Consider the following 23342-nt stretch of genomic DNA (forward strand, 5'->3'; position numbering starts at 1 on the left):
TCCCGAAATACCTACCCAAGGAGTCCACGTGACCTCGGTCAGCCTGGGAATGCCGTCAGCACCGCCGCCTGTCCTCGCCCCCCGCCGCAAGACGCGCCAGATCAAGGTGGGATCGGTGGGAGTCGGCTCGGACTCGCCCATCAGCGTGCAGTCCATGACCACCACCCCCACAACGGACATCAACGCCACACTGCAGCAGATCGCGGAGCTGACTGCGTCAGGCTGCGACATTGTGCGCGTTGCCTGCCCGTCAGCCGACGATGCCGAGGCGTTGCCCATCATCGCGCGCAAGTCCCAGATCCCCGTGATAGCGGACATCCACTTCCAGCCCAAGTACGTTTTTGCGGCGATCGAAGCCGGCTGCGCGGCAGTGCGGGTGAACCCGGGAAATATCCGCAAGTTCGATGACCAGATCAAGGAAATCGCCCGCGCGGCAAAGGACCACGGAACGTCCATCCGGATCGGTGTCAACGCCGGCTCCCTGGAGCCCGGCATCCTCAAGAAATACGGCAAGGCCACACCGGAAGCCCTCGTTGAGTCGGCAGTCTGGGAAGCATCGCTGTTCGAGGAGCACGGATTCCACGACTTCAAGATCTCCGTCAAGCACAATGACCCCGTCATCATGGTGGCGGCCTACGAGATGCTCGCGGAGAAGGGTGACTGGCCGCTGCACCTGGGCGTCACCGAGGCCGGACCGGCCTTCCAGGGGACCATCAAGTCCGCTACCGCCTTCGGGGCACTCCTGGCCAAGGGCATCGGCGACACCATCCGCGTTTCCCTCTCGGCCCCGCCGGTGGAGGAAATCAAGGTGGGCAACCAGATCCTTCAGTCCCTGAACCTGCGTCCGCGCAAGCTGGAGATCGTCTCGTGCCCGTCCTGCGGACGTGCCCAGGTGGACGTCTACACTCTGGCCGAGCAAGTCACCGCCGGACTGGAAGGCATGGAGATTCCGCTGCGCGTGGCCGTGATGGGCTGCGTGGTGAACGGACCCGGTGAAGCCCGTGAAGCCGACCTCGGCGTGGCCTCGGGCAACGGCAAGGGCCAGATCTTTGTGAAGGGCGAAGTCATTAAGACTGTGCCTGAGAGTGAAATTGTTGAGACACTGATCGAAGAGGCCATGCGCATTGCCGAGGAGATGGGGGAGGCCGATGGCGAAGATGCTGTCAAAGGTAGCCCCGTGGTTAGCGTCTCATAAACCCGACGCCGAACCGGAGGGGGTCACCGTCCGTGCCCTTTCCGGCGCGGACACCCCGGCCCTTCGGCGCCTTGCCCTGCAGGATCCGGTAGCCAATGTCTTCATCCTCGCCCATCTCAGGACGGCGGGGTCAGCGGCGCCCACCACTGGCGGCGCTGCTGTCCTGGGCGTGTTCGACGACGGCATCCTCCTGGGCGCGTGCTGGGCGGGAGCGAACCTCGTTCCGGTGGAACTGGACCCCGGGTTTGCCGGGCTGGTAGCAGAAACGGCGAGCGCGTCCGGCCGCCGCTTTGCCTCCGCGTTCGGTCCTGCGGCCTCAGTCCTCGCCCTCTATGCTGAACTGGCTGAGTTGGGGCATGCCGCCCACGAGGTGCGGGACGAGCAGCCGCTGATGACTCTCTCCGGTCCGCCGGCGGTGGAGCCGAACACTGATCTCGCGCTGGGCAGGCTGGCCGATTTTGACCGCATTCTGCCGGCCTGTGCTGCCATGTTCGAAGAGGAAGTGGGCTACTCGCCGTTCCTCGGCGGCAAGGAGTTCTACAGCCGCCGTGTGGAGGGCCTCATCCGCCAGGGTCATTCACTGGCACACGTCAACGACTCCGGTGAAGTGGTGTTCAAGGCCGAACTCGGAGCAGTCACGGCCGACGTTACACAGATCCAGGGTGTCTGGATGAACCCCGGCTACCGCGGCCAGGGGCTGAGCGCGGGCTACATGGCAGCAGTAGTGGAGAAGGCCCGTGCTTTGGCGCCGGTGACCAGTCTTTACGTCAACGGCTTCAACCTCCGCGCACGGTCCACCTACGAACGGGTGGGGTTCCAGCAGGTCGGCACGTTCGCAACCGTCTTGTTTTAGGCTTCCGTGCCCCTCAAAACCTTCGAATGGAGAAATTCCTTGTCAAAGGTGCCCGCCATCACATAGGTTCGATCTAGCTGCGCTGGAGTGGGTGGGCGGTCTCACCAGTCCTCACCAGTATCTAAGCGTCAACGGCCGTAGAGCCACGCCTGAATGCAATGACCAGCCGTTCACGGCCAGGGGCTCTGTATTCCGGGCGTGGCTCTATTGCGTGACTGCGTGACTGCGTGACTCCGGGGCCGGGGGACTGCGGACTGCGGGACGGAGCGCGGATTGCCGGTAGATTAGTACCCAGACGAATTGCCCGGCTCTGCTTCCAGCAGCCATTCCCCAGAAACGGATACCCGCCCGTGGTCACAAGACTGTCCCAGCTTTTCCTGCGCACCCTGCGTGAAGATCCCGTCGATGCCGAGGTGGCCAGCCACCGGCTCCTGGTGCGGGCCGGCTACATCCGGCGCGCGGCACCGGGCATCTACACGTGGCTGCCGCTCGGGCTGAGTGTGCTGCGCAAGGTCGAAGCGGTGATCCGCGAGGAAATGGCGGCGATCGGTGCCCAGGAAGTGCATTTCCCGGCCCTGCTGCCGCGGGAACCCTACGAGGCCACCAACCGCTGGACCGAATACGGCGAGGGCCTCTTCCGGCTCCAGGACCGCAAAGGTGCGGACTACCTGCTGGCTCCCACGCATGAGGAAATGTTCACCCTCCTGGTCAAGGACCTGTACTCCTCGTACAAGGACCTGCCCCTGAGCCTTTACCAGATCCAGAACAAGTACCGCGACGAAGCGCGGCCCCGGGCAGGCCTGCTGCGCGGCCGCGAGTTCATCATGAAGGACTCTTACTCCTTCGACGTGGACGACGCCGGCCTGGACGCCAGCTACGCGGCGCACCGCGCGGCATACATCCGCATCTTCGAGCGGCTGGGCCTGGAAGTCATTCCGGTCGCAGCCACCGCCGGTGCCATGGGCGGCTCCAAGAGCGAGGAGTTCCTGCACCCGACTGAGGTCGGCGAGGACACCTTCGTGCGGTCCGCGGGCGGCTATGCAGCCAACGTCGAGGCAGTGACCACGGTGGTGCCGGCGGACATCGACTTCAGCGGTGCCCCGGCGGCCGAAGTCCTGGACACTCCGGATACCCCCACCATCGACACCCTGGTGGCCTCCGCCAATGTACTTGCTCCCCGCACCGAGGCCGAGGGCGGCCCGTGGACTGCCGCTGACACGCTCAAGAACGTTGTCCTGGCCGTCACCCTGCCCACCGGTGAACGCCAGCTGGTGGTCATTGGCCTTCCGGGTGACCGCGGGGTGGACCTGAAGCGCGTCGAAGCCAACATCGGTTCCTTCCTGCCCATCGCCGGCGAAATCGGACTCGAAGCCGCCAACGACGACGACCTCAAGAAGCAGCCCCTCATCGTCAAGGGCTACCTTGGCCCCGGCATGACGCTGGAGGAACCCCTGCTGGGAAGCGACAGCGCGACCAAGCTCCTCTACCTCGTCGATCCCCGCGTGGTCAGCGGTAGCGCGTGGGTGACCGGTGCCAACGAGGCCGGAAAGCACGTGTTCGGACTCGTTGCCGGACGCGACTTCGGCTGGGACGGCGTCATCGAATGCACGGACGTCCGCGAAGGCGACCAGGCCCCGGACGGGTCCGGTCCGCTGGAAATCGCCCGCGGCATCGAGATGGGCCACATTTTCCAGCTTGGCCGCAAGTACGCCGAAGCCCTCGAGCTGAAGGTCCTGGACCAGAACGGCAAGCAGGTTGTTGTCACCATGGGTTCCTACGGCGTGGGCGTGACGCGCGCCGTCGCGGCCCTGGCCGAATCCAACCACGACGACAAGGGCCTGACCTGGCCGCGCGCCGTCGCCCCCGCCGATGTCCACGTCGTGGCTGTGGGCCGAGGCGAGGAAATCTTCGCAGCCGCGGAGAAACTGGCCCTCGACCTGGAGGCCGCCGGGCTGGACGTTATTTATGATGACCGTCCCAAGGTCTCACCGGGCGTCAAGTTCGGCGACGCCGAACTGGTTGGTGTCCCCACCATCCTCGCCGTCGGCCGGGGCCTGGTGGACGGCGTGGTGGAGATCAAGGACCGGCGCAGCGGCGAAGCGGAGAACGTAGCGGTGGACAAGGCCGTCGACTACGTGGTCACCGCCGTCCGTAGCTGATCTCCGGAGGTGATCTCCGGGTTCGAATCGATCCAGCTCACCACCATCATCCTGATCGTGGTGGCTGGATTTGCCGCGGGCTGGGTGGATGCGGTGGTGGGCGGCGGCGGGCTGCTCCAGCTGCCCGCCCTGCTGCTGGTCCCCGGAATCACGCCGGTCCAGGCGCTGGCGACCAACAAAATGGGATCAATTTTCGGCACCACCACCAGTGCTGTGACGTACTACGGGCGGGTCAAACCCGACCTGCGGACGGCCATCCCCATGGCGGTTATCGCCCTGGCCGGCAGCTTCGGAGGCGCGGTGCTGGCCGCTACGCTGCCGGCCAGTGTCTTCAAACCGATCATCGTGGCCGCGCTGGTCGCCGTCGCACTCTTCACGGCCCTCAAGCCCAACGTCGGTGACATCACCCTGCTGCGTCATGACGGCCACAAGCACTATGTGGTGGCATGCCTGATCGGTGCCGTGATCGGCTTTTACGATGGCCTGATCGGTCCGGGAACCGGTTCCTTCCTTATCATCGCGCTGGTCTCCGCCATGGGCTACGCCTTCCTGGAAGCCAGCGCGAAAGCCAAGATCGTGAACATGGCCACCAACGCCGGCGCCCTGCTGTTTTTCCTTCCCCATGGATCGCTCCTGTGGGGTGTGGGCCTGGTGCTGGGCGTTTCCAACATGGCCGGCGGCTATCTCGGGGCACGCACCGCCGTGAAGCAGGGCAGCGGTTTCATCCGGGTGGTTTTCCTGGTGGTGGTGGGCGCCCTGATCATCAAACTCGGCGTCGACGTGTGGCAGGAAAACTTCGCCTGACAGGGTAGGCGGAACCCTCGCAGCCCCCTCTGGCCCGGCGTAGCATGCAGGTATGTCCGCAGGCGGCGAACCCTATTCGGAAGCATTGTCGGCCGCGGCCCGTCGGGCGGCCGAGTGGTTGGAGAGCATACCCGCGCGGCATGTGGGGCCGGCCCAGAGCGCCCGGGACCTCGCAGCAGCCTTCGGCGGTCCCCTCCCTTCCCGGGGCCTTCCTGCCGCTGACGTCGTGGAGTACCTGGCGGACAAGGCCGAACCCGGGCTGATGGCCATGCCCTCCGGTCGGTTCTTCGGCTGGGTCATCGGCGGAACGCTGCCTGCCGCCCTGGCCGCCGACTGGCTGGTCAGCGCGTGGGACCAGAACGCGGTGCTCCGGGTCTCGGCACCCGCCATGGCGGCCATCGAGGACGCTGCGGGCCGCTGGCTGGTGGACCTCCTGGGCCTCCCGGACGGATCCGACGTCGGCTTTGTCACCGGAGCCACGATGGCCAACTTCGCCGGCTTGGCTGCCGCGCGCTGGAGCCTCCTCACGGGCGCCGGCTGGGACCTGGAACGCGACGGGCTCTTCGGCGCACCGCGCCTCCGCTGCCTCGTAGGCCAGGAACGGCACGACTCGGTTGACCTCGCCCTGCGGTACCTGGGGCTGGGGCGGCCGGCTGTTGTGCCCTCCGACAGGCAAGGCAGGATTGTGCCAGGCGGGCTCGACCGGCAACTGTCAGCAGGCTCCGGTCCGGTCCTCGTCTGCCTGCAGGCGGGGAACCTGCATTCGGGGGCCTTTGATCCCTTCATCGAAGCCGTCGGCGTCGCGAAGGCACACGGTGCCTGGGTCCACGTGGACGGAGCGTTCGGGCTGTGGGCAGCCGCCGTGCCCGAACTTGCTGCGCTCACTGCCGGGATGGACCTGGCGGACTCGTGGGCCAGCGACGCGCATAAGACCCTCAATGTCCCCTATGACTGCGGCATAGCCGTTGTCAGGGACGCCGCCGCCCTGCGCTCCGCCATGGGCGTGCATGCCAGCTACCTGATCCAGGCCGCCGACGGTGCTGCCGACCCGCTGGAAAAAGTGCCCGAGCTCTCACGCCGGGCCCGGGGCGTGCCGGTCTGGGCAGCGCTGCGATCATTGGGCCGGGAGGGTGTGGCGCACCAGGTCCGCGGGCTGGTGCTGCGCGCCGGTCAGCTGGCGGAGCAGCTGGCTGCGCTTGAGGGCATCGAGGTACTCAACGAGGTCGGCTACACCCAGGTGTCGCTCGCCTTCGGCGATGATGCCACCACACGCGCCGTCACGGCGAAGGTCATTGAGGACGGCAAGGTCTGGATGTCCGGTTCGCGCTGGCAGGGCCGGGACGTCCTGCGCGTCTCGGTCAGCAACTGGAGCACTGATGCGGACGACGTCGGGACGGCCGTCGAGGCGGTCCGCTCGGCTTTCGCAGCAGTCAGGGCCGCGGGCTGACGCTCCCACCGGACGCCGCCGACGGCTCGGGCAAATCGTGCGCTGCGGGAAGGCCGTCCAGGGTTCGCCCGGCCAGCGTGCTGGCCACCCACAGCGAGCGTTGCATATCCCCGCGATGGCCTGGCCGGGAGGCGTACCAGAGCGCGTTCTCCACTTCCCGGGCCACCGCCCACTGGCGGGCGGCGTCCGCATCCAAGCCTGCGGCGGCGCTGAAGTCCAGGCACCGTTGGTTCAGCCCTGCAGCGGGATCGCTCCGCGGCAGGTCGCCCAGGCGGTTCCACAGCAACGGGGCCACCGCGAATTCGGGTTCGCCGATCATGGGCTGCGGGTCAATTGCCACGTAGCTCAAGCCGGCAGACCCGCCGGCGCCGTCAGCAGCGGATGCCCGGGGCCGGGCCAGGATATTCATAAAGTGGAAGTCGGTGTGCACCAGGACGTCCCGGCCCGAGCGGCGGCCCACTGCCCCGCGGGTCTGGCAGACCTCCAGTGCGGCCTCGAGCAGCCATCGCGGGAATGGCCTGCCCTGCTGTTCCCAGTCGGCGGGCAGGTCATCGCTCCACTGTTCTGCCCGCCCCGCGATGTGGTCGAACTCCTGCCAGGCGGGCCGGTGGTCGGGCACCAGGCTGAGCTGCCGCACGAGGCTGCCCCATACAGCCGCCGCTTCGTCCATTTGCACCGTCTGGAGCGAGGAGCCGGCATCCAGCCGCTCGAGCAGCATGGCGCACGTTCCGGCGTCGGCATCCAGCATGCGGACGGCGCCGGCTCCGCCCCACAGGGCAAGCGCATGGCGTTCCAGCCGGGCCTCGTCGTGGGGAAAGGCAACCTTGAGGGCCGCCGGGCTCCCGTCCGGAAGCCGGACAGGGATCACAACGCCGCCGTGGCCATGCCACGGGGATGCTCCCGCAGGCAGGTCCGCAGTTAGATCCCAATGCTCCAGCCGCCCCTGGATCAGTCCGGGGAGGGAGCCCAGCCACGCCCGTCCTGCGCTGTCGTGGCTGTACCGCACGCTGAGGGCCGGCGGGATCAGGACAGTGCTTCGGACGCTCACGGGAGGCTCACAGGACGCCGCTTGCCCCGAGCAGATTACCGATGGAGAACGTGGCAACCAGGGCCAAGGCGCCGCCCACCACCACCCTGACAGCGGCCCGCCACTTCGACCCGCCGCCGATCCAGGCGCCAAGCGCCCCCGTGGCGGCAAGGGCCACCAGGACGGCGGCGAAGGTGAGCGGGACCCTGATGTCCGCGGGCGGGAGAAGAATGGCCAGCATGGGCAGGACGGCGCCCACCAGGAATGCCATGGCGGAGGCAAACGCGGCGTGCCAGGGGCTGACGATGTCCGTCTCGTCGATGTTGAGCTCAGCGGACAGATGGGCACCGAGCGCGTCGTGAGCCGTGAGTTCCCGCGCCACGGTCAGGGCAGTCTCCACGCTGAGCCCCTTGGACTGATAGATCGCAGCGAGTTCGGCGAGCTCCTCTTCGGGCTGTTCCAGCAGCTCGCGGCGTTCCTTTTGAATCAGTGCCTGCTGGCTGTCCTTCTGGCTGCTGACGGACACATACTCGCCCAGGGCCATGGAGATAGCGCCGCCAACGACGCCGGCAGCGCCGGCCACCAGGATCGGACCCGGTTCGTTGGTCACGCCGGCTACACCAACCACGATGGCTGCCACCGACACGATTCCGTCATTGGCACCCAACACACCGGCACGAAGCCAATTGAGGCGGTGGGCGATGTCGTTGTGGTGTGGCTCGTCCTCATGAAGAGCGGGCACCGGTGCGTTGTCCATGCCTCCAGCAAATCATTAGTGCAGGTGGCTGGCCACTGCAGGCGGGTTCCGCGACGACATTTCGGCCGCCGGAGGCAGGGGTCAGGGCTGCCGGGAGCCCGCGGGCGCAGTGCCGTTGGCGGTAGTTGTCCCGGGCTGTTCCGGAAGCACTGGCTGTTCCGGAAGCTCTTGCTGTTCCGGCGGCCCGGGTAGCTCCGGCAGCCGTGCTTCGTCAAGGACCACGCCGGGGATCGGGCCCAGCGGGGCGCCCCAGTGCGCCGTCCTGCGGGTGGCGGCCTGCAATGCGGATAACGCCCAGGCCCGCACGGCGCCGTCGCTGAGAGCAATTGCGTCGCCGTAGACAGGGAGGGCTGCCGCCTCCATGGCGCCCAGGGCGGCTGCCGGGTCTGTCAGGAACGGCTGGTCCAGCACGTAGCCCGCCGGCGTCGGGGGAAGCACGGCGCACCGGGCAGCCATGCCTTCCGCTTCGTCGCGCAGTGCTTCGTGCCGGGCCAGGAAGTCCGACGCCGGAGCAGCGGAGCCGGGGCCAAGCCGCGGGAGGGCAGCCTGGTACGCATACACCAGCTCCAGCTCGGCGTCGAGGATGGCGGTGAGGGCGGACGCCTGGCCGGCAACGCCGCCACCTGAAGCCGCGCTGCTGCCTGTCGCCGCACTGCTGCCTGTCGCCGCACTGCCCCCCGTCGCCGTGCTGCCGCCTGTCGCCGCGGGGGTACAGCCCGCGGTTGCTGCCGACCCTGGAGAAGCCGACACAGGGGAGGGTAATGCAGGGGAGGGCAATGCAGGGGAGGGCAATGCCTCATCAGCAGATGCCTCCAGCGGAATACCGGCGGCAACCGCCAGTTGCTCGGCTGCCAGAATCTGCGCGGTACCCACGCCGGCGAGCAGCCGGGCGGGGCCGCCGTCGGCCGTTTCCGCGTCACTGATGCGACGCACACCGCTCGCGTGCAGGGCAGCCGCGAGTCCGGCGGTGGTGGACTGCGGCGTAACCGGCGGCGTAACCGGCGAAGCAGAAGCGGAAACATACGCAGACGAAGTGGCAGCCCCGGCGGCGGCCAAATTATCGGGCAGCATCAGGGCCCGCGCCTGGACAGTCAGCAAAGTCACAGTGCGGCCCAAAGCGAAGGATAGGGATTCGGAAACAGCGCCGGCCTGACCAGCCGGGGAGCCGGCATCGGACGCGACTTGCAGTTCGTGCACAGCAGCCCCGAGCATCACTGCATCCGAGTACGCCGCGGCCCTGGCCTGCTCGGAAAACGCCGGCGGCGCGGGATCGTCAGGCTCACGGGGGATCAGGACGAATCCCAGGCTGACCACAAGGACTGCGGCGAGGGTGAAAACGGCGTACCGGAAATAGCGTCTGCGGCGGCCGGATTCCTGGGTGTCGTCGTTCACAACAGACCATGTTGTCACGCTTGGGGGGCGCCGCCGTGCACCACTGCGGCCGGAAAATCGCTAGTCTAGTAGTCACAACATCATCTATTGGAAGGCGGCCGGCATCGTGAGCAATGCAGAAGCCACGACTTCATCAGACCCTACCGGATCGGGTACGGCTGAAGCTGCGCCCGCCTATAATCCGGAAGCCGCACGGCTCCGGGCCCTGCTGGAACCCGCGGTCCAGGCCAACCGCCTTTACCTCGAAGACGTCTCCATCATTCCCGGCTCGCACCGTGTGGTCCACGTGGTGGTCGACCTGCCGCAGGAGGAAACCGGCGGCGTGAACCTGGACGTCATCGCAGACATTTCCAGGGTCCTGTCGGACATCCTGGACAACGATCCTGCCGACGACGGGCGTCCCTACGATCTCGAGGTGTCCTCCCCGGGTGTCGGCCGTCCCCTGACCGAACCCAGGCACTGGCACCGGGCCAAGGGCCGCATGGTCAAGGTCAATGTGATCCAGGGCGAAAACGTCATGGGCAGGGTCCAGTCAGTGGACGACGCCGGCGTGACCATCGTTCCCGAGATCGCGGTCAAGAAGGGCATGAAGCCCAAGCAGGGCGAGCCCCAAACACTTCCTTTCGACAGGATCCGTAACGGAAAAGTCGAGATCGAATTCAGCCACCTTGAAGAAGCTGGTCTGGAACCTGAGCACAATGGACCTTCTGAGGAGGCCTGATGGATATTGACATGAGCGCGCTGAGACTTCTGGAGCGTGAGCGCGAGATCCCGCTGGACCTCCTGATCCCCACCATCGAGCAGGCCCTTTTGGTGGCGTACCACAAGTCGCCCGGTGCTTTCGAGAAAGCCCGTGCCGAGCTTGACCGCAAGAGCGGCCACGTGACTATTTGGGCTGTGGAAATTGACGACGACGGCGCCCCCATCGGCGAGTTCGAGGACACGCCTGCCGGGTTCGGCCGGATCGCGGCAAGCACCGCCCGCCAGATCATCCTGCAGCGCCTGCGCGACGTCGAGGACGACAACATCCTCGGCGAATTCAAGGGTCGCGAGGGCGAACTGGTGGCCGGCCTGATCCAGCAGGGCAACAACCCGCACATGATCCAGGTCAACCTGGGCACTGTCGAAGCCCTGTTGCCGCCGCCCGAGCAGGTACCGGGGGAGAAGTACACCCACGGCAACCGGCTCCGCGCCCTGGTCATCGATGTCCACCGCGGCACGAAGGGCCCCTCCGTGACCCTGTCCCGGTCCCACCCGGGCCTGGTCCGGAAGCTCTTTGAACTGGAGGTCCCGGAGATCGCGGACCGTTCCGTGGAAATCGTCGCCCTGGCCCGCGAGGCAGGACACCGCACCAAGATCGCCGTCAAGGCCAACACCCCGGGCATTAACGCCAAGGGTGCCTGCATCGGCGAAATGGGTTCCCGCGTCCGCGCGGTCATGAACGAACTGAACGACGAAAAGATCGACATCGTCGACTTCAGTGAAGATCCCGCAACCTTTATTGCCAGCGCGCTGTCCCCGTCGCGCGTGAATTCGGTCACCATCATCGACGAAGCCACCCGCTCCGCCCGTGTGGTGGTCCCGGATTACCAGCTCTCCCTGGCCATCGGCAAGGAGGGCCAGAACGCCCGCCTGGCGGCCAAGCTCACTGGCTGGCGGATCGATATCGTCTCGGACGCCGCCGCGCCACGCGAAAGCTAACCCGCTTCCGGTGTGCCGGCCGCCTGCTGATACCGGCGGCCGGCACATCGGTTTCGGGCAGAACGGCCCGGAGGGGCTAGAATAGACATTGGCCGTGCCTAACGGCCGGTATTTGTGTGCCCTGAGTTTTCCCGTTCCGCAGACTTGCGGCGGGGGGCTCTAGGCCGGCAGTAATGAACGTCAGGAAGATGCTCACCGTGGTAGAAGTGCTTCACAGCGCGAATCAACACAGCGAGGATCAACCGCAGCGTACCTGCATCGGATGCCGGAAGAAGGCTCCACGGTCTGAGTTACTCCGGCTCGTCGCCGAAGGCAGCGGTTCCACCGCAGTGCTGGTAGACGTACGACGCCGGATGGCTGGCAGGGGTGCATGGCTGCACCCCAGCGAAACGTGCCTGGCCCTGGCGGTCAAACGGCGAGCATTCGGAAGGGCCCTTAACGGCGCAACCGGGGCCACCGCCGTCGAACGCTGGATCCTGGCAGGTCAGCAGGCCGCCGGCCCGCTGCAAATGCCACAGCACATGCCTCTGGCAGATGCAGCAAAAACCGTCCAACCTGAAAGCGGGTCAGAAAACTGATGGAAACCCGATGAGTTCCCAGCGATGAGTGCGCAACGATGACAACTTTGTTGCGCTCTGCAATGGGCCCTTCAGACGCAACCGCGGCTGGGGCCCGCAGTAAGAAGTAGACGGTTCGTGCCTGGCTCGGTGCGGACCGAGACAGGAGAAATGTGGCCAAGGTCCGCGTACACGAGCTCGCTAAAGAGCTCGGTATTACTTCCAAAGATGCAGTGACAAAACTGCAGGAACTGGGCGAATTCGTTCGCTCCGCCTCTTCCACCATTGAGGCCCCGGTGGTGCGGAAACTCCGCAACGCCTACCCCGACGCCGCGGCAAAAACCGCAGCTCCGGCAGCCGCGCCCAAGGCGCCTGCCCCGTCGGCAGAATCACGTCCCGCAGCACCCGCTCCGGGTCCCGCAGCTCCCAAGGCTCCGGGAGCACCGGCCCCCGCAGCTCCCGTTGCCGCCGCTCCCGCAGCGCCGGCAGCAGCAGCTCCGGCTGCACCCGCCGCGCCTGCAGCCCCTGCCGCCGCAGCACCCGCTGCCCCGGCTCCGGCCGCGAGCGCCCCGTCCACCGGTGCCAAGCCGGGTGCCCGTCCGGCACCCAAGGCTGAAACCCCGGCGGCACCCTCCCGTTCCGGCGGATCTTCGCAGGGCGGCTCTGCTCCGCGTCCCGGCGGTCCCCGTCCGGGCAACAACCCGTTCGCCACGTCCCAGGGCATGCCCCGCGGCCGCGGCGGCGACGGAGAACGCGCTCCCCGTCCGGGTAACAACCCCTTCGCTCCCTCGCAGGGCATGCCCCGCGCCGGTGGCCGTCCCGACGGCGACCGTCCCGGTGGTCCGCGCCCCGCAGCCGGTGCAGGTGGCCCCCGTCCGGGTGGTCCCCGTCCCGCAGCCGGTGCAGGCGGGCCCCGTCCCGCTGCCGGCGCAGGTGGACCCCGTCCGGGTGCACCCCGTCCCGCGGGTGCCGGTGGAAACCGTCCGACTCCGGGCATGATGCCCAACCGCACTGAGCGTCCCGCACCGGCTGGTGCAGGGCGTCCCGGTGGCGGAGCCCGTGGCCCCGGACGCCCCGGTGGCGCTCCAGGTACAGGTGGCGCTCCCGGTGCCGGTGGCGGAGCTCCCGCCGGTGGCGGCTTCGGCAAGGGTGGCCGCGGTCGCGGTGGCACCCAGGGTGCCTTCGGTAAGGGCGGCGCAGGCCGTGGCAAGCAGCGCAAGTCGAAGCGCGCAAAGCGCCAGGAACTTGAGCAGATGAGTGCCCCGTCGCTGGGTGGCGTGAGCGTACCCCGCGGCGACGGCAACACCGTAGTGCGGCTCCGCCGCGGTTCGTCCATCACGGACTTTGCCGACAAGATCGAGGCAAACCCCGCAGCACTGGTCACTGTCCTGTTCCACCTTGGTGAAATGGCCACGGCCACGCAGTCACTGGATGAGGAAACCTTCGCACTGCTCGGCGAGGAGCTTGGCTACAAGCTCCAGGTCGTGTCGCCGGAGGACGAGGAGCGCGAGCTGCTCTCCACCTTCGACATCGACTTCGACGCAGAGCTGGAAGCTGAAGGCGACGAAGACCTGGAGGCACGTCCTCCGGTTGTGACCGTTATGGGCCACGTTGACCACGGTAAAACCCGCCTGCTCGATGCCATCCGCAAGTCCGATGTTGTAGCGGGCGAGCACGGCGGCATCACGCAGCACATCGGTGCCTACCAGGTCACGCACACCCACGAAGGCCAGGATCGCAAGATCACCTTCATCGATACTCCGGGCCACGAGGCGTTCACCGCCATGCGTGCCCGTGGTGCGAAGGTCACTGACATCGCCATCCTGGTGGTCGCAGCGGACGACGGCGTGATGCCACAGACCGTTGAAGCCCTCAACCACGCGCAGGCAGCAAATGTGCCCATCGTGGTGGCCGTGAACAAGATCGACAAGGAAGGCGCCAACCCGGACAAGGTCCGCGGCCAGCTGACCGAGTACGGCCTGGTTCCCGAAGAATACGGTGGCGACACCATGTTCGTGGAGGTCTCTGCCCGCCAGAACCTCAACATTGACGAGCTGCTCGAGGCTGTCCTGCTGACCGCAGACGCTGCCCTGGACATGCGCGCCAACCCGAACAAGGACGCCCGCGGCATCGCGATCGAAGCCAACCTGGATAAGGGCCGCGGTTCCGTGGCCACCGTCCTGGTGCAGTCCGGTTCACTGCGCGTCGGCGATACGATCGTTGCCGGTACGGCCCACGGCCGTGTCCGTGCCATGTTCGACGACGACGGCAGCGCCCTGACCGAGGCCGGTCCGTCCCGCCCCGTGCAGGTCCTGGGTCTGTCCAACGTGCCGCGCGCCGGCGACACCTTCTTTGTGACCGCTGACGAGCGCACCGCCCGCCAGATCGCCGAGAAGCGTGAAGCAGCCGACCGTAACGCCGCCCTGGCCAAGCGCCGCAAGCGCATCAGCCTGGAAGACTTCGACCAGGCCGTGGCCGATGGCAAGATCGACACCCTTAACCTCATCCTCAAGGGTGACGTGTCCGGTGCCGTGGAAGCCCTCGAAGACGCACTGCTCAAGATCGACGTCGGCGAAGGCGTGCAGCTGCGCGTCATCCACCGCGGCGTTGGTGCCATCACGCAGAACGACGTCAACCTGGCGACGGTGGACAGCGCCGTCATCATCGGCTTCAACGTCAAGCCTGCCGAGCGTGTTGCCGAACTGGCAGACCGCGAAGGCGTGGACATGCGCTTCTACTCCGTCATCTACGCAGCAATTGATGACATCGAGATGGCCCTCAAGGGCATGCTCAAGCCGGAGTACGAAGAGGTCCAGCTGGGCACCGCCGAGGTCCGCGAAGTGTTCCGTTCCTCCAAGTTCGGCAATATCGCAGGCTCCATCGTCCGCTCGGGCATCATCCGACGCAACACGAAGGCGCGCATCAGCCGCGACGGCAAGATCATCGGTGACAACCTCACCGTTGAGACGCTCAAGCGCTTCAAGGACGACGCCACTGAGGTCCGCACGGACTTCGAGTGTGGTATCGGACTTGGTTCGTTCAACGACATCACCGAAGGCGACATCATTGAAACCTTCGAGATGCGCGAAAAGCCGCGCGTCTAAGGTTCGTTGCTTGACGGGTCGGGGGCGTCGGATTCTTTCCGGCGGCCCCGCCCTCAGCCCAACCCGGGAGCCTCCGAGTTTTGGGGGCACCCCGCCCCTTCGCTGGGCGGCTGGGGATCTTCGATCCCGAGCCGCCCAGCTTCGGCAGGCCCGATGCCACTCCCGGGCGCCCCCAAAACCCTCCGGCATCGTCTTAGACTCACCTCATGTGCGCGGCAGCAAAGACAACTCAAAACGCTGAACTGTTCCGGCGCCGTCGTACATCCCAAATTTTTAGGAGTGGAAATGGCTGATCCCGCACGGGCTGCCAAGTTGGCGCAGCGGATCAAGGTTGTTGTTGCGGAGGCTCTTGGCCGGAAGGTTAAGGATCCCCGTTTGGAGGGCATCACTGTTACTGATGCCCGGGTGACCAATGATCTGCAGCATGCCACCATCTACTACACCGTCTTCGGCGACCAGGCTGTCCAGCAGGACGCGGCCAAGGGGTTGGAGAAGGCCAAGGGTGTGCTCCGCCAGGAAGTGGGGCGCAACGTTACTGTTCGCCTGACCCCGACGCTGGAATTTGTGGCCGACCAGATCCCCGTGGTTGCCTCCAACCTCGAGGAACTTCTCCGGGAAGCCAAGAAGCGCGACGCGGAAGTGGCCGCCCTTGCGGAAAACGCCAAGCACGCCGGCGATGCCGACCCGTACAAGAGCGACATCCCCGCCGATGTGGAAATCGATGAGGACGACTTCGACGAAGAGGATATTGACCTCGGCGGCGATGACGACCTCGACGAAGACGCCCACAAGTAACCGGTCCAGCACATAACCGGCTACGAGGAAGGCCCGGACCGCAGCTGCTGCGGTCCGGGCCTTCTTTCGTCCGCCGGGCGGGGCCGGCAGGATCTATTTGATGTCGGTCTTGATGACGGTTCCGGTCGGTTGCCCGAAGCTGAAGCCCGCCGTGGCGTAGAGGGTATCCCCGCTCAGCTCGACAGCCGCGGGTCCGTCGACAGCCAGGAACTGCGAAGACTCGCGGGTCCAGGCATCGATCTCGACAATCTCATTGCCGAACATCGAGGCTGCGTAGACATCCCCATGGTCCGACACGGCGATGCCGGTGGGGCTCAGGATGTCCTCAGCCCAGAGGCGTGTATGTCCGGTCCACGGGTTGACCTTGAAGATCGCGCCACGCTCGCCCAGGGACCGGTCCTCCGGGCCGCCCGGGAGCGATGACACGTAAAGCCAACCATCAGGGCCGAACTCCACGTCCGTGGGCACAGACTCAAAGGCATACTCGTGGCCAACAACGCAGGCAGGGACTTCAACTGTTCCTCCAGCCATGTCGATGGGGATCCTTGTCCCGGCGGGGATGGCGGCCGGCCGTGGCGGCAAGACAGCGAGGGTCGAGACGTCACCGGAATCCAGGTCGACTTCGAGGACGGCATTCATGCCGGCGTCCGCAACGTAGGCTGTGGACCCCTTGACCGCGGTGGCATAGGGGTGCGAATCCACCGCCCCTGTGTACTTGGCCGGCGGGAAAACAGGCCACTGCTGCAGGCACTCAGCCGGGACATCGGAACCGAAACCATATTCCTCGTCGCCGTCCGGGTTGTGTTCGCGTTCGTAGGCGGCGAGGTCGGCGATGGCCTCAACCGTGCCCCATTCGTCGATCGACTTCAGGTAGCCTTCGAGCGCATCCGGATTGCCTCCGCCGGCGCCCACGCTCTCTACAAAGTAAGTGGTCCCGCGGCGGGTTTCTACACCGCCGACGTCCCAATTCGCCTTTGTGTAGACGTTGGCGATTTGGCCGTTATCCTCCACGCGGTCAAGCCGGCCCACGAAGTTCTGGGTCACAAGGACAGAACCGTCCCTGCCGACCGCGAGGCTCAAAGGGGTGACCAGTCCGTCGGCCAGGACCGTTGGATCCGGCGATGTGGAGCCTGCCGCGGCCGGCCCCATAGGAACAAACAACGCCGCTGCGGCCAGGCAGGCGACGAGCGGGTACTTCTTCTTCATTGCATCCTCCGGGGTTGAGGTGCACCACCCCGCAGACGGGGCTGGGCAATGAGACCAAAGCAGATATGGATTTATAGAGCCCCCGGGCGCAAGATTAGTCCTCCGGACAGACGACGTCGACGGAATTTCCCTTTTCTAAGCCCCCTATTTTCGCGCCGTGATCCATGGTCATGGCTAGGATCTAGCTATGACCCACGCGAGCGACAACCACGAGGCCACCCGATACCTTGAACAGGCCGTTGAGCTGGCCATCCGGAACGTTGCAGACGGAGGGGGTCCGTTCGGTGCGCTGGTGGTGACTCCGGACGGCCGGGTCCATGAAGGGACCAACCGTGTCACCCGGGACAACGATCCCACGGCCCACGCCGAAGTGGTTGCCATCCGGACCGCGGCCGCCGCCACGGCGAACTTCGACCTCAGCGGCGCAGTGCTCTACACCAGTTGTGAGCCGTGCCCGCTCTGCCTGTCCGCCGCGCTGTGGGCGAGAATCGACCGCGTCTATTTTGCCGCCGACCGCCACGGCGCCGCCGCCGCCGGGTTCGACGACGCCGTGTTCTACGAGTATTTCGACGGCACCAGGCCCGATCTGCTGCCGGTGGCACACGAGGCGGTTCCGACGTCGGACGCACCGTTTAATGCCTGGCGCGCCCACGCGCAGCGCACTGAATACTGAGACCGGGGGCACCTGTGGAACCCATGCTGATCACCTGTCCCGGCTGTGGCAAGACCAACCGTGTTCCCGCCGCTGCGTCCGGGCGGCCCCGGTGCGGGAACTGCAAACGGGGGCTGCCCTGGATCACAGCCGCCGGGGATGACGACTTCGCCGCGGTGGCCGAACAATCACCGGTCCCCGTGCTCGTTGACTTCTGGGCAGCCTGGTGCGGGCCCTGCCGGATGGTGAGTCCGGTCCTGGATAAGCTGGCCACGGAACGGGCCGGTGCCATCAAGCTCGTCAAAGTTGATGTGGACCGGGCGCCGCGGCTCTCGAACCGGTTCGATGTCCAGGCCATTCCCACCCTGATGGTCATGGACGGCGGAAAGGTGCTGGCCAGGCAGGCAGGGGCAGCCCCGGCAGCAGCCCTGCGGTCCTGGCTCGATGCGGCGCTTGCGGGCCGGGTCTAACGCCTGGGGCTGAGACACCCCTGCCTGAGCTGTCCGGTTTTAGCTGCGTTGAGGCAACCGGCTGACCCCTTCGACGAGGTCCGCCTGGCTGCCGCACAGCGCGATGCGTACCCAGCCTTCGCCGATGGAGCCGAAAGCAGTTCCCGGCGCCAGCGCCACGCCGCTGTCACCGAGGAACTGTCGCGTCCAGGCCCGCACATCGCCGTCGCTCGCATGGGAAACGTCGGCCCAGAGGTAAAACGCACCCTGCGCACTCAGGAAGGGAATGCCCTTGGCTGCCAGCACGGCGGAGGCCGCGTCCCTGTTGGCCCGGTAGTGCGCGTGAGCCTCGCTGACGTAGTCCTGCGGACCGGTCAGAGCTGCCAGGGCAGCGTACTGGGACGGCGACGCCACGCAGGAGACGATCGCTTCCATCACGTTATTCATGGTCCGCTCCAGGCCGGGCGGGCAGACCAGCGCGCCGATCCGCAAGCCGGTGAGGCCATACGTCTTGGACAGGGTCAGGGACGTGAAGACCCGTGCCTCGCCGGGAACGTCGCTGTCAAAGCGCGCCGGGCTCACGTGCGGCACGTCGTAGGTGAATGCTTCATAGCATTCGTCCGAGATGATCCAGAGGTCGCGCCTGCGGGCAAGGTCCACCAGGTCCCGGGTCAGGTCCTCGCTGAGGACGGCCCCCAGCGGGTTCGAAGGCGAATTCAGGATCAGGACGCGCGTCCTGTCCGTGATTAGTTCCTCGATGTCCTGGATCCGGGGCTGGAAGTCGTGATCCGGATAGAGCGGGTAGCGCACAGGCACCGCGTTCAGGAGCCGGCCGGTCATGGCGAAGGTGGGGTAGCCCGGGTTGGGGATCAGCACCTCATCGCCGGGGGAAAGGAGGAGGCTCATAACAAAGTGCAGGCCCTGCTGGGCGCCGTCCACCACGTAGACGCGGTCGGCCCCGATTCGGCTCCCGTCCAGGCCGGCGCGTTCACGGAACCTGGCCGCAAAGGCCTCGCGCAGTGCCGGAATTCCGGCGTTGGGCGTGTAGTTGGTCTCGTCCCGGTCCAGGCAGGCCATGCCGGCGTCCAGCACATGGCGGGGGAGCGGGAAGCCGGGTTCGCCGATGCTCAGGACGATTGCGCCTGGTGTGCGCCACGCCGCCTCGGTGATTTCGCGGATCTGGTTGACGGGGACCTCGGGCACGTGCGCAGCAAGCTCAGGCATGCCTGCCATCCTAACTGCCGCCCGTCCAGGTGGGCGGGGCCGGTGTTTGGCGCCGATATACTGGGGAGCGTGCTTTCTGGACTGGTGATAGTGGACAAACCGCAGGGATGGACCAGCCATGATGTGGTTGGTCGGATGCGGCGCATCGCCGGAACCCGAAAAGTGGGGCACGCGGGCACTCTCGACCCCATGGCAACAGGTGTCCTGGTGGTTGGCATCAACAAAGCCACACGCCTGCTCACCTACATCGTGGGCACCTCCAAAACGTATACGGCCACCATCCGACTGGGCGAGTCCACCATCACGGACGACGCCGAAGGTGACGTTATCGCCGCCGTCAGCGCCGCCGCCGTCGCGGACGCAGCGATTTACGACGGCGTCGCCGCCCTCACCGGGGACATCCAGCAGGTGCCCAGCAGCGTCAGCGCCATCAAGGTGAACGGTGAGCGTGCCTACGCACGTGTCCGCTCCGGTGAAGAAGTGAAGCTCGCAGCGCGTCCTGTTACCATCCACCGCTTCGAAGTACACGGCATCAGGCGGGAACAAGGCAACGATGTTGTTGACCTCGACGTCACCGTGGAGTGCTCCTCCGGAACGTACATCCGGGCGCTGGCCCGCGACCTCGGCGACGGGCTTGGCGTGGGCGGACACCTGACAGCCCTCCGCCGGACCCACGTGGGTCCTTATTCCCTGGACCAGGCCCGGACCCTTGAGCAGTTGGCCGAAGAGCTTGAGGTCCTGGAGATGTCCCAGGCTGCGCGGGCACTGATGCCCAACCGCGAACTGACAGCCGAGGAGACCACCGAGATTTCGTTTGGCCGCCGGATCGCTGCGGGGGCGGCAACGGGCAGCCCCGGGCACGCCACCGTGGAGCATCCCGCGGCGGCCTTCGCTCCGGACGGCAGCCTGGTGGCGCTCCTGGCTGATGCGGGCAGCTTCGCCAAGCCGGTACTGGTGTTCGCTCCCGGGAATGCTGCGCCCGCTGATCCCATGTCCGCTGATCCCGCAGCCGGGGACGCCTAGGGCATGGACGCGTTTTTCTACATCATCCTTGTAGTCGGCCTGCTCTCGAGCGTAATCTGCCTGGTTGCCGGCGTCCTCAAGAAGGCGCCCAACGACATCACCATCCTGTCCGTGGCGGCCGTCGAACTGGCACTCATCGTCTACCTGGTGGGTTCGGTTGTGCGGGTCATTGCCGGGGAGCCGATCGCCGGGGAAGCCTGGGAGTTCTGGGGTTACCTGGCCACGGCCATGCTCCTGCCGCCCGCCGCGGTCTACTGGTCCATCCTGGAGCGGACCCGCTGGAGCAACTTTGTCCTCGCCGCCGTCGGTGTCACCGCCCTGGTGATGGCCGCCCGAATGAATCAGATCTGGTACTGACACATGGAAGAAGCACCCAACGTGAAAGCCTCCCGACCCGCAGCGTCTCCGGATAACGCGCCCGTCCCCGCCAAGGACACGCGCAACACCGGGCCGGGGAGGCTCCTGATCGCCGTCTACGCCGTGTTCGCCATCTCGGCCACTGCCCGGGCCGGCTATCAGATCCTCACCAAGTTTTCCGAGGCTCCGCTGGCATACCTGCTGTCCGCCTTCGCCGCTGCTGTGTACCTAGTGGCCACCGTTTCCCTGGCCAAAGCCGGGGCCACATGGTTCAAGGTTTCGTTGGCCGCCGTACTCGTTGAGCTCGTGGGGGTCATTGTGGTGGGCGCGCTGAGTGTCTTCGACCCGGTGGCCTTCCCGCACGAAACGGTCTGGTCCCTGTTCGGCCGGGGCTACGCGTTTATTCCGCTGCTGCTGCCCATCCTGGGCCTTGTCTGGCTGTACCGCCGCCGGCCGGGCCAACGCCCGGCCGGCTTCCAGGCGTAAGCCCTACTCCAGGCGTAGGCCTTACTTCTTACCGAACAGGCCCCCGAGCAGGCCGCCGAGTCCGCCTTCCTTCCCGTGTCCCTGCTGCTGTGCCGGTTCTCCGCCGGGCAGGTCAACCTGGATGGCCTCCGACGGCTGGACGGAGGGCTCCCCGGGCCGGCGCTGAAGACCGGGCTGCTGGCCACCGTCCGCTCCTTGGCCGGCCGGTGATCCAGCCGGTGATCCCGCCGACTGGTTAGTCGGCGAGCCGTCCGGCGAACCAGCCCCGGTTCCACCCCCGAGCAACCCGCCCAGGCTGCCCAGAATGCTGTCCAACACCGACCCCTGGCCGGTTCCGGCGCTTCCCCCTGTCCCGGCACCTGCACCGCCACCGCCACCGGCACCGGCACCTGCACCGCCGAGGATTCCGCCCAAAATGCTGCCGAGGTCGATCCCGCCTGCCTGCGCGCCTCCCGCTCCACCGGCCTGGCCGCCTTGCCCCAGGATCTTCTTCGCCAGGTAGGACATCACGATCGGGGCGAGGATGGGCAGGGCCTTGCGGATCAGGTCGCCGCCGATGCCACCCAGTCCGGCGGTACCCGCCAGCTGTGCAGCCACCTGATCCTGCCGGCCGCCGAACACGTGGCCTACAATCTTTTCGCCGTCCGCGGTGTCAACCTGTGCCGCGTCCACGCCACCGTCAACCAGACCGTCCTGGTGCTGTACGAGGGCCGACTGAAGTGAGGCGGCGCCGTCGGGAGCCTGCACATTGGTATGCATCCCGGCCAGCAAGGTGGGCAGTGCGGCTTCGACGGCGGATTGCGCGGACGCCGGATCGGTGCCCAACAGGGCAGCCATCTGGTTCACGTCGATCTGGTTCAGGAGGTCGTGGATCTCGGTCATGAGGTACTCCTTCGGCGCCGCGACGGACCGCGGACATGGGTCGATGCGGCACGCGCGGCGTACCGCCGGAGGTCTGCCCCTGAATCGTAGTCCCGGGCCCCGGCCGAATACTAGGAGACGCCGCGCACGTTTGCCTCTCGCGTTGTGCCCGCCCGGCGCCGTCCGGCAGCGATGCCGAATGCGGGTAATCTTAGATAGTTCCGGCGCCGGCGCGTTGGGAGTGATGTCAGTGCACGCAGTAAAAGGCGAGGTTGATGGTCTACATCTGGAACGATCCGTCCGAAGTCCCGGCGGACTTTGGTCCCTCTGTTGTCACTTTCGGCAACTTCGACGGCGTCCATCGCGGCCACCAGCAGGTGCTCTCCGAGCTCATCCGCTCTGCCCGCATCAACGGGACCAAAGCCGTGGCCGTCACCTTTGACCCGCACCCGGCCCTGGTTCACCGCCCGGAGTCCGCGCCCGAGATGATCATGGGCCTGGAGGACAAACTGGTGGCGCTGGGGGAGTTGGGCCTGGACGGCATCCTCGTGATGAAGTACTCGCTGAACCTGGCCAGCCTGACCCCGGAGGAATTTGTGGGCCAGGTCCTGGTGGACAGCCTCCATGCCAGCCATGTGGTGATTGGTCACGATGCCCGGTTCGGCCGCGGCAATTCCGGCGATCTGGACACCATGAAGCAACTGGGCGAAAAGTTCAACTTCGACGTCCAGGTCATCAGCGAGTTCGGTTCCGAAGGCTACCCGCTGCATACCGACGACGGCACGGACCGCCGCTGTTCCTCCACTTGGGTGCGCGAAGCACTCCAGGAGGGCGACGTTGCCACCGCTGCTGCTGTGCTTGGCCGGCCGCACCGCATGCGCGGCGAAGTCGTGCACGGCGCGGCCCGTGGGCGGGCCCTCGGCTTCCCCACGGCCAACCTCGCCCACGAGTCCAGCGGATTCGTTCCGGCCGATGGCATCTACGCCGGCTGGTTGGTTGACCAGGCCGGCAAGCGGTGGCCGGCGGCCATCTCGGTGGGATCAAACCCCACGTTCGACGGCGTGAGCCGCCAGGTCGAGGCCCACGTGATCGACCGTCCGCACGAAGACGTCGAGGACTTCGATCTGTACGGCCAGACAGTAGTTGTGGAGTTTGTGGCGCGTCTCCGCGGCATGGTGGCCTACCGTGGGCCTGAGGCTCTCGTTGACCAGATGCGGCTGGATGTCATCCAGGCCCACGATCTCCTGGCGAGGCGCTGACCGGCCAGCCCGGTAACCAGTGCGCGGCCGTCGA

At 66.6% G+C, this 23342-nt stretch carries 22 protein-coding genes; 16 read left to right on the forward strand and 6 right to left on the reverse strand.

Annotated elements, in window-relative coordinates:
- Positions 1 to 28 precede the first annotated feature (28 nt).
- The 5 genes from ispG to IDT60_RS06555 all read left to right on the forward strand — a co-directional run bounded on the left by ispG (position 29) and on the right by IDT60_RS06555 (position 6458).
- Positions 29 to 1195 carry a flavodoxin-dependent (E)-4-hydroxy-3-methylbut-2-enyl-diphosphate synthase gene (gene ispG, locus IDT60_RS06535; RefSeq protein ID WP_164201167.1) on the forward strand — a complete coding sequence of 389 codons (1167 nt, stop codon included), beginning with the start codon at positions 29 to 31 and terminating at the stop codon, positions 1193 to 1195.
- Positions 1158 to 2048 carry a GNAT family N-acetyltransferase gene (locus IDT60_RS06540; protein WP_164206325.1) on the forward strand — a complete coding sequence of 297 codons (891 nt, stop codon included), beginning with the start codon at positions 1158 to 1160 and terminating at the stop codon, positions 2046 to 2048. The genes ispG and IDT60_RS06540 overlap by 38 nt, the downstream gene beginning before the upstream one ends.
- Before the next feature lie 350 nt (positions 2049 to 2398).
- Positions 2399 to 4207, forward strand: coding sequence for a proline--tRNA ligase (locus IDT60_RS06545; protein ID WP_191081321.1), 1809 nt, complete (start codon positions 2399 to 2401; stop codon positions 4205 to 4207).
- Positions 4208 to 4216: 9 nt separating this feature from the next.
- Positions 4217 to 5011 (forward strand): TSUP family transporter, encoded by a 795-nt coding sequence (locus IDT60_RS06550; protein WP_191081322.1) that lies wholly within the window; start codon positions 4217 to 4219, stop codon positions 5009 to 5011.
- Between the two features lie 52 nt (positions 5012 to 5063).
- A complete protein-coding gene (locus IDT60_RS06555; RefSeq protein WP_191081323.1) occupies positions 5064 to 6458 on the forward strand; it encodes a pyridoxal-dependent decarboxylase in 1395 nt (464 codons plus the stop codon).
- Here the strand turns inward: IDT60_RS06555 and IDT60_RS06560 are convergent.
- The 3 genes from IDT60_RS06560 to IDT60_RS06570 all read right to left on the reverse strand — a co-directional run bounded on the left by IDT60_RS06560 (position 6442) and on the right by IDT60_RS06570 (position 9634).
- Positions 6442 to 7506, reverse strand: coding sequence for an aminoglycoside phosphotransferase family protein (locus IDT60_RS06560; RefSeq protein WP_191081324.1), 1065 nt, complete (start codon positions 7504 to 7506; stop codon positions 6442 to 6444). The two genes, IDT60_RS06555 and IDT60_RS06560, sit on opposite strands and share 17 nt — an antisense overlap.
- Before the next feature lie 7 nt (positions 7507 to 7513).
- Positions 7514 to 8242: a VIT family protein gene (locus tag IDT60_RS06565; RefSeq protein ID WP_164201157.1), complete on the reverse strand. Its 729-nt coding sequence runs from the start codon at positions 8240 to 8242 to the stop codon at positions 7514 to 7516.
- A gap of 81 nt (positions 8243 to 8323) precedes the next feature.
- Positions 8324 to 9634: a DUF4439 domain-containing protein gene (locus tag IDT60_RS06570; RefSeq protein WP_191081325.1), complete on the reverse strand. Its 1311-nt coding sequence runs from the start codon at positions 9632 to 9634 to the stop codon at positions 8324 to 8326.
- A 106-nt stretch (positions 9635 to 9740) separates the two neighbouring features.
- Here IDT60_RS06570 and rimP point away from each other — a divergent pair, with 106 nt between their 5' ends.
- The 5 genes from rimP (at position 9741) to rbfA (ending at position 15791) form a co-directional block, all read left to right on the forward strand.
- On the forward strand, positions 9741 to 10355 hold the full coding sequence (gene rimP, locus IDT60_RS06575) for a ribosome maturation factor RimP (protein WP_164201153.1): 615 nt from the start codon (positions 9741 to 9743) through the stop codon (positions 10353 to 10355).
- On the forward strand, positions 10355 to 11335 hold the full coding sequence (nusA, locus tag IDT60_RS06580; protein WP_191081326.1) for a transcription termination factor NusA: 981 nt from the start codon (positions 10355 to 10357) through the stop codon (positions 11333 to 11335). The genes rimP and nusA overlap by 1 nt, the downstream gene beginning before the upstream one ends.
- A gap of 188 nt (positions 11336 to 11523) precedes the next feature.
- Positions 11524 to 11913 (forward strand): YlxR family protein, encoded by a 390-nt coding sequence (locus IDT60_RS06585; protein ID WP_191081853.1) that lies wholly within the window; start codon positions 11524 to 11526, stop codon positions 11911 to 11913.
- 152 nt (positions 11914 to 12065) lie between these two features.
- On the forward strand, positions 12066 to 14996 hold the full coding sequence (infB, locus tag IDT60_RS06590) for a translation initiation factor IF-2 (RefSeq protein WP_191081327.1): 2931 nt from the start codon (positions 12066 to 12068) through the stop codon (positions 14994 to 14996).
- A 285-nt stretch (positions 14997 to 15281) separates the two neighbouring features.
- Positions 15282 to 15791 carry a 30S ribosome-binding factor RbfA gene (gene rbfA / locus IDT60_RS06595; RefSeq protein WP_191081328.1) on the forward strand — a complete coding sequence of 170 codons (510 nt, stop codon included), beginning with the start codon at positions 15282 to 15284 and terminating at the stop codon, positions 15789 to 15791.
- A 93-nt stretch (positions 15792 to 15884) separates the two neighbouring features.
- Here the strand turns inward: rbfA and IDT60_RS06600 are convergent, their stop codons facing one another.
- Positions 15885 to 16997, reverse strand: coding sequence for a ScyD/ScyE family protein (locus tag IDT60_RS06600; RefSeq protein ID WP_191081329.1), 1113 nt, complete (start codon positions 16995 to 16997; stop codon positions 15885 to 15887).
- A gap of 187 nt (positions 16998 to 17184) precedes the next feature.
- On the opposite strand from IDT60_RS06600, the gene IDT60_RS06605 reads away from it, so the two are divergent.
- On the forward strand, positions 17185 to 17670 hold the full coding sequence (locus tag IDT60_RS06605) for a nucleoside deaminase (RefSeq protein WP_164201141.1): 486 nt from the start codon (positions 17185 to 17187) through the stop codon (positions 17668 to 17670).
- 23 nt (positions 17671 to 17693) lie between these two features.
- Positions 17694 to 18119, forward strand: a complete 426-nt coding sequence (gene trxA / locus IDT60_RS06610) for a thioredoxin (protein WP_370590726.1) — start codon at positions 17694 to 17696, stop codon at positions 18117 to 18119.
- A 39-nt stretch (positions 18120 to 18158) separates the two neighbouring features.
- Here trxA and IDT60_RS06615 read toward each other — a convergent pair whose 3' ends face one another.
- Complete coding sequence (locus IDT60_RS06615) at positions 18159 to 19322, reverse strand: pyridoxal phosphate-dependent aminotransferase (RefSeq protein ID WP_191081331.1); 1164 nt, start codon at positions 19320 to 19322, stop codon at positions 18159 to 18161.
- Positions 19323 to 19391: 69 nt separating this feature from the next.
- Between IDT60_RS06615 and truB the strand changes: the two genes are divergently transcribed.
- From truB to IDT60_RS06630, 3 genes are read left to right on the forward strand one after another with little or no spacing between them, the layout of a single operon-like run.
- Complete coding sequence (truB, locus tag IDT60_RS06620; protein WP_191081332.1) at positions 19392 to 20345, forward strand: tRNA pseudouridine(55) synthase TruB; 954 nt, start codon at positions 19392 to 19394, stop codon at positions 20343 to 20345.
- 3 nt (positions 20346 to 20348) lie between these two features.
- Positions 20349 to 20702, forward strand: a complete 354-nt coding sequence (locus IDT60_RS06625; RefSeq protein ID WP_191081333.1) for a hypothetical protein — start codon at positions 20349 to 20351, stop codon at positions 20700 to 20702.
- Between the two features lie 3 nt (positions 20703 to 20705).
- Positions 20706 to 21188: a hypothetical protein gene (locus tag IDT60_RS06630; RefSeq protein ID WP_223883910.1), complete on the forward strand. Its 483-nt coding sequence runs from the start codon at positions 20706 to 20708 to the stop codon at positions 21186 to 21188.
- A gap of 21 nt (positions 21189 to 21209) precedes the next feature.
- On the opposite strand, the gene IDT60_RS23470 is transcribed toward IDT60_RS06630, so the two are convergent.
- Positions 21210 to 22070, reverse strand: a complete 861-nt coding sequence (locus tag IDT60_RS23470; RefSeq protein ID WP_191081334.1) for a DUF937 domain-containing protein — start codon at positions 22068 to 22070, stop codon at positions 21210 to 21212.
- 254 nt (positions 22071 to 22324) lie between these two features.
- Between IDT60_RS23470 and IDT60_RS06640 the strand changes: the two genes are divergently transcribed.
- A complete protein-coding gene (locus IDT60_RS06640; protein WP_191081335.1) occupies positions 22325 to 23308 on the forward strand; it encodes a bifunctional riboflavin kinase/FAD synthetase in 984 nt (327 codons plus the stop codon).
- The last annotated feature ends 34 nt before the right edge of the window (positions 23309 to 23342 follow it).

Source organism: Pseudarthrobacter sp. BIM B-2242, from assembly GCF_014764445.1.
Lineage (GTDB): Bacteria > Actinomycetota > Actinomycetes > Actinomycetales > Micrococcaceae > Arthrobacter > Arthrobacter luteus_A.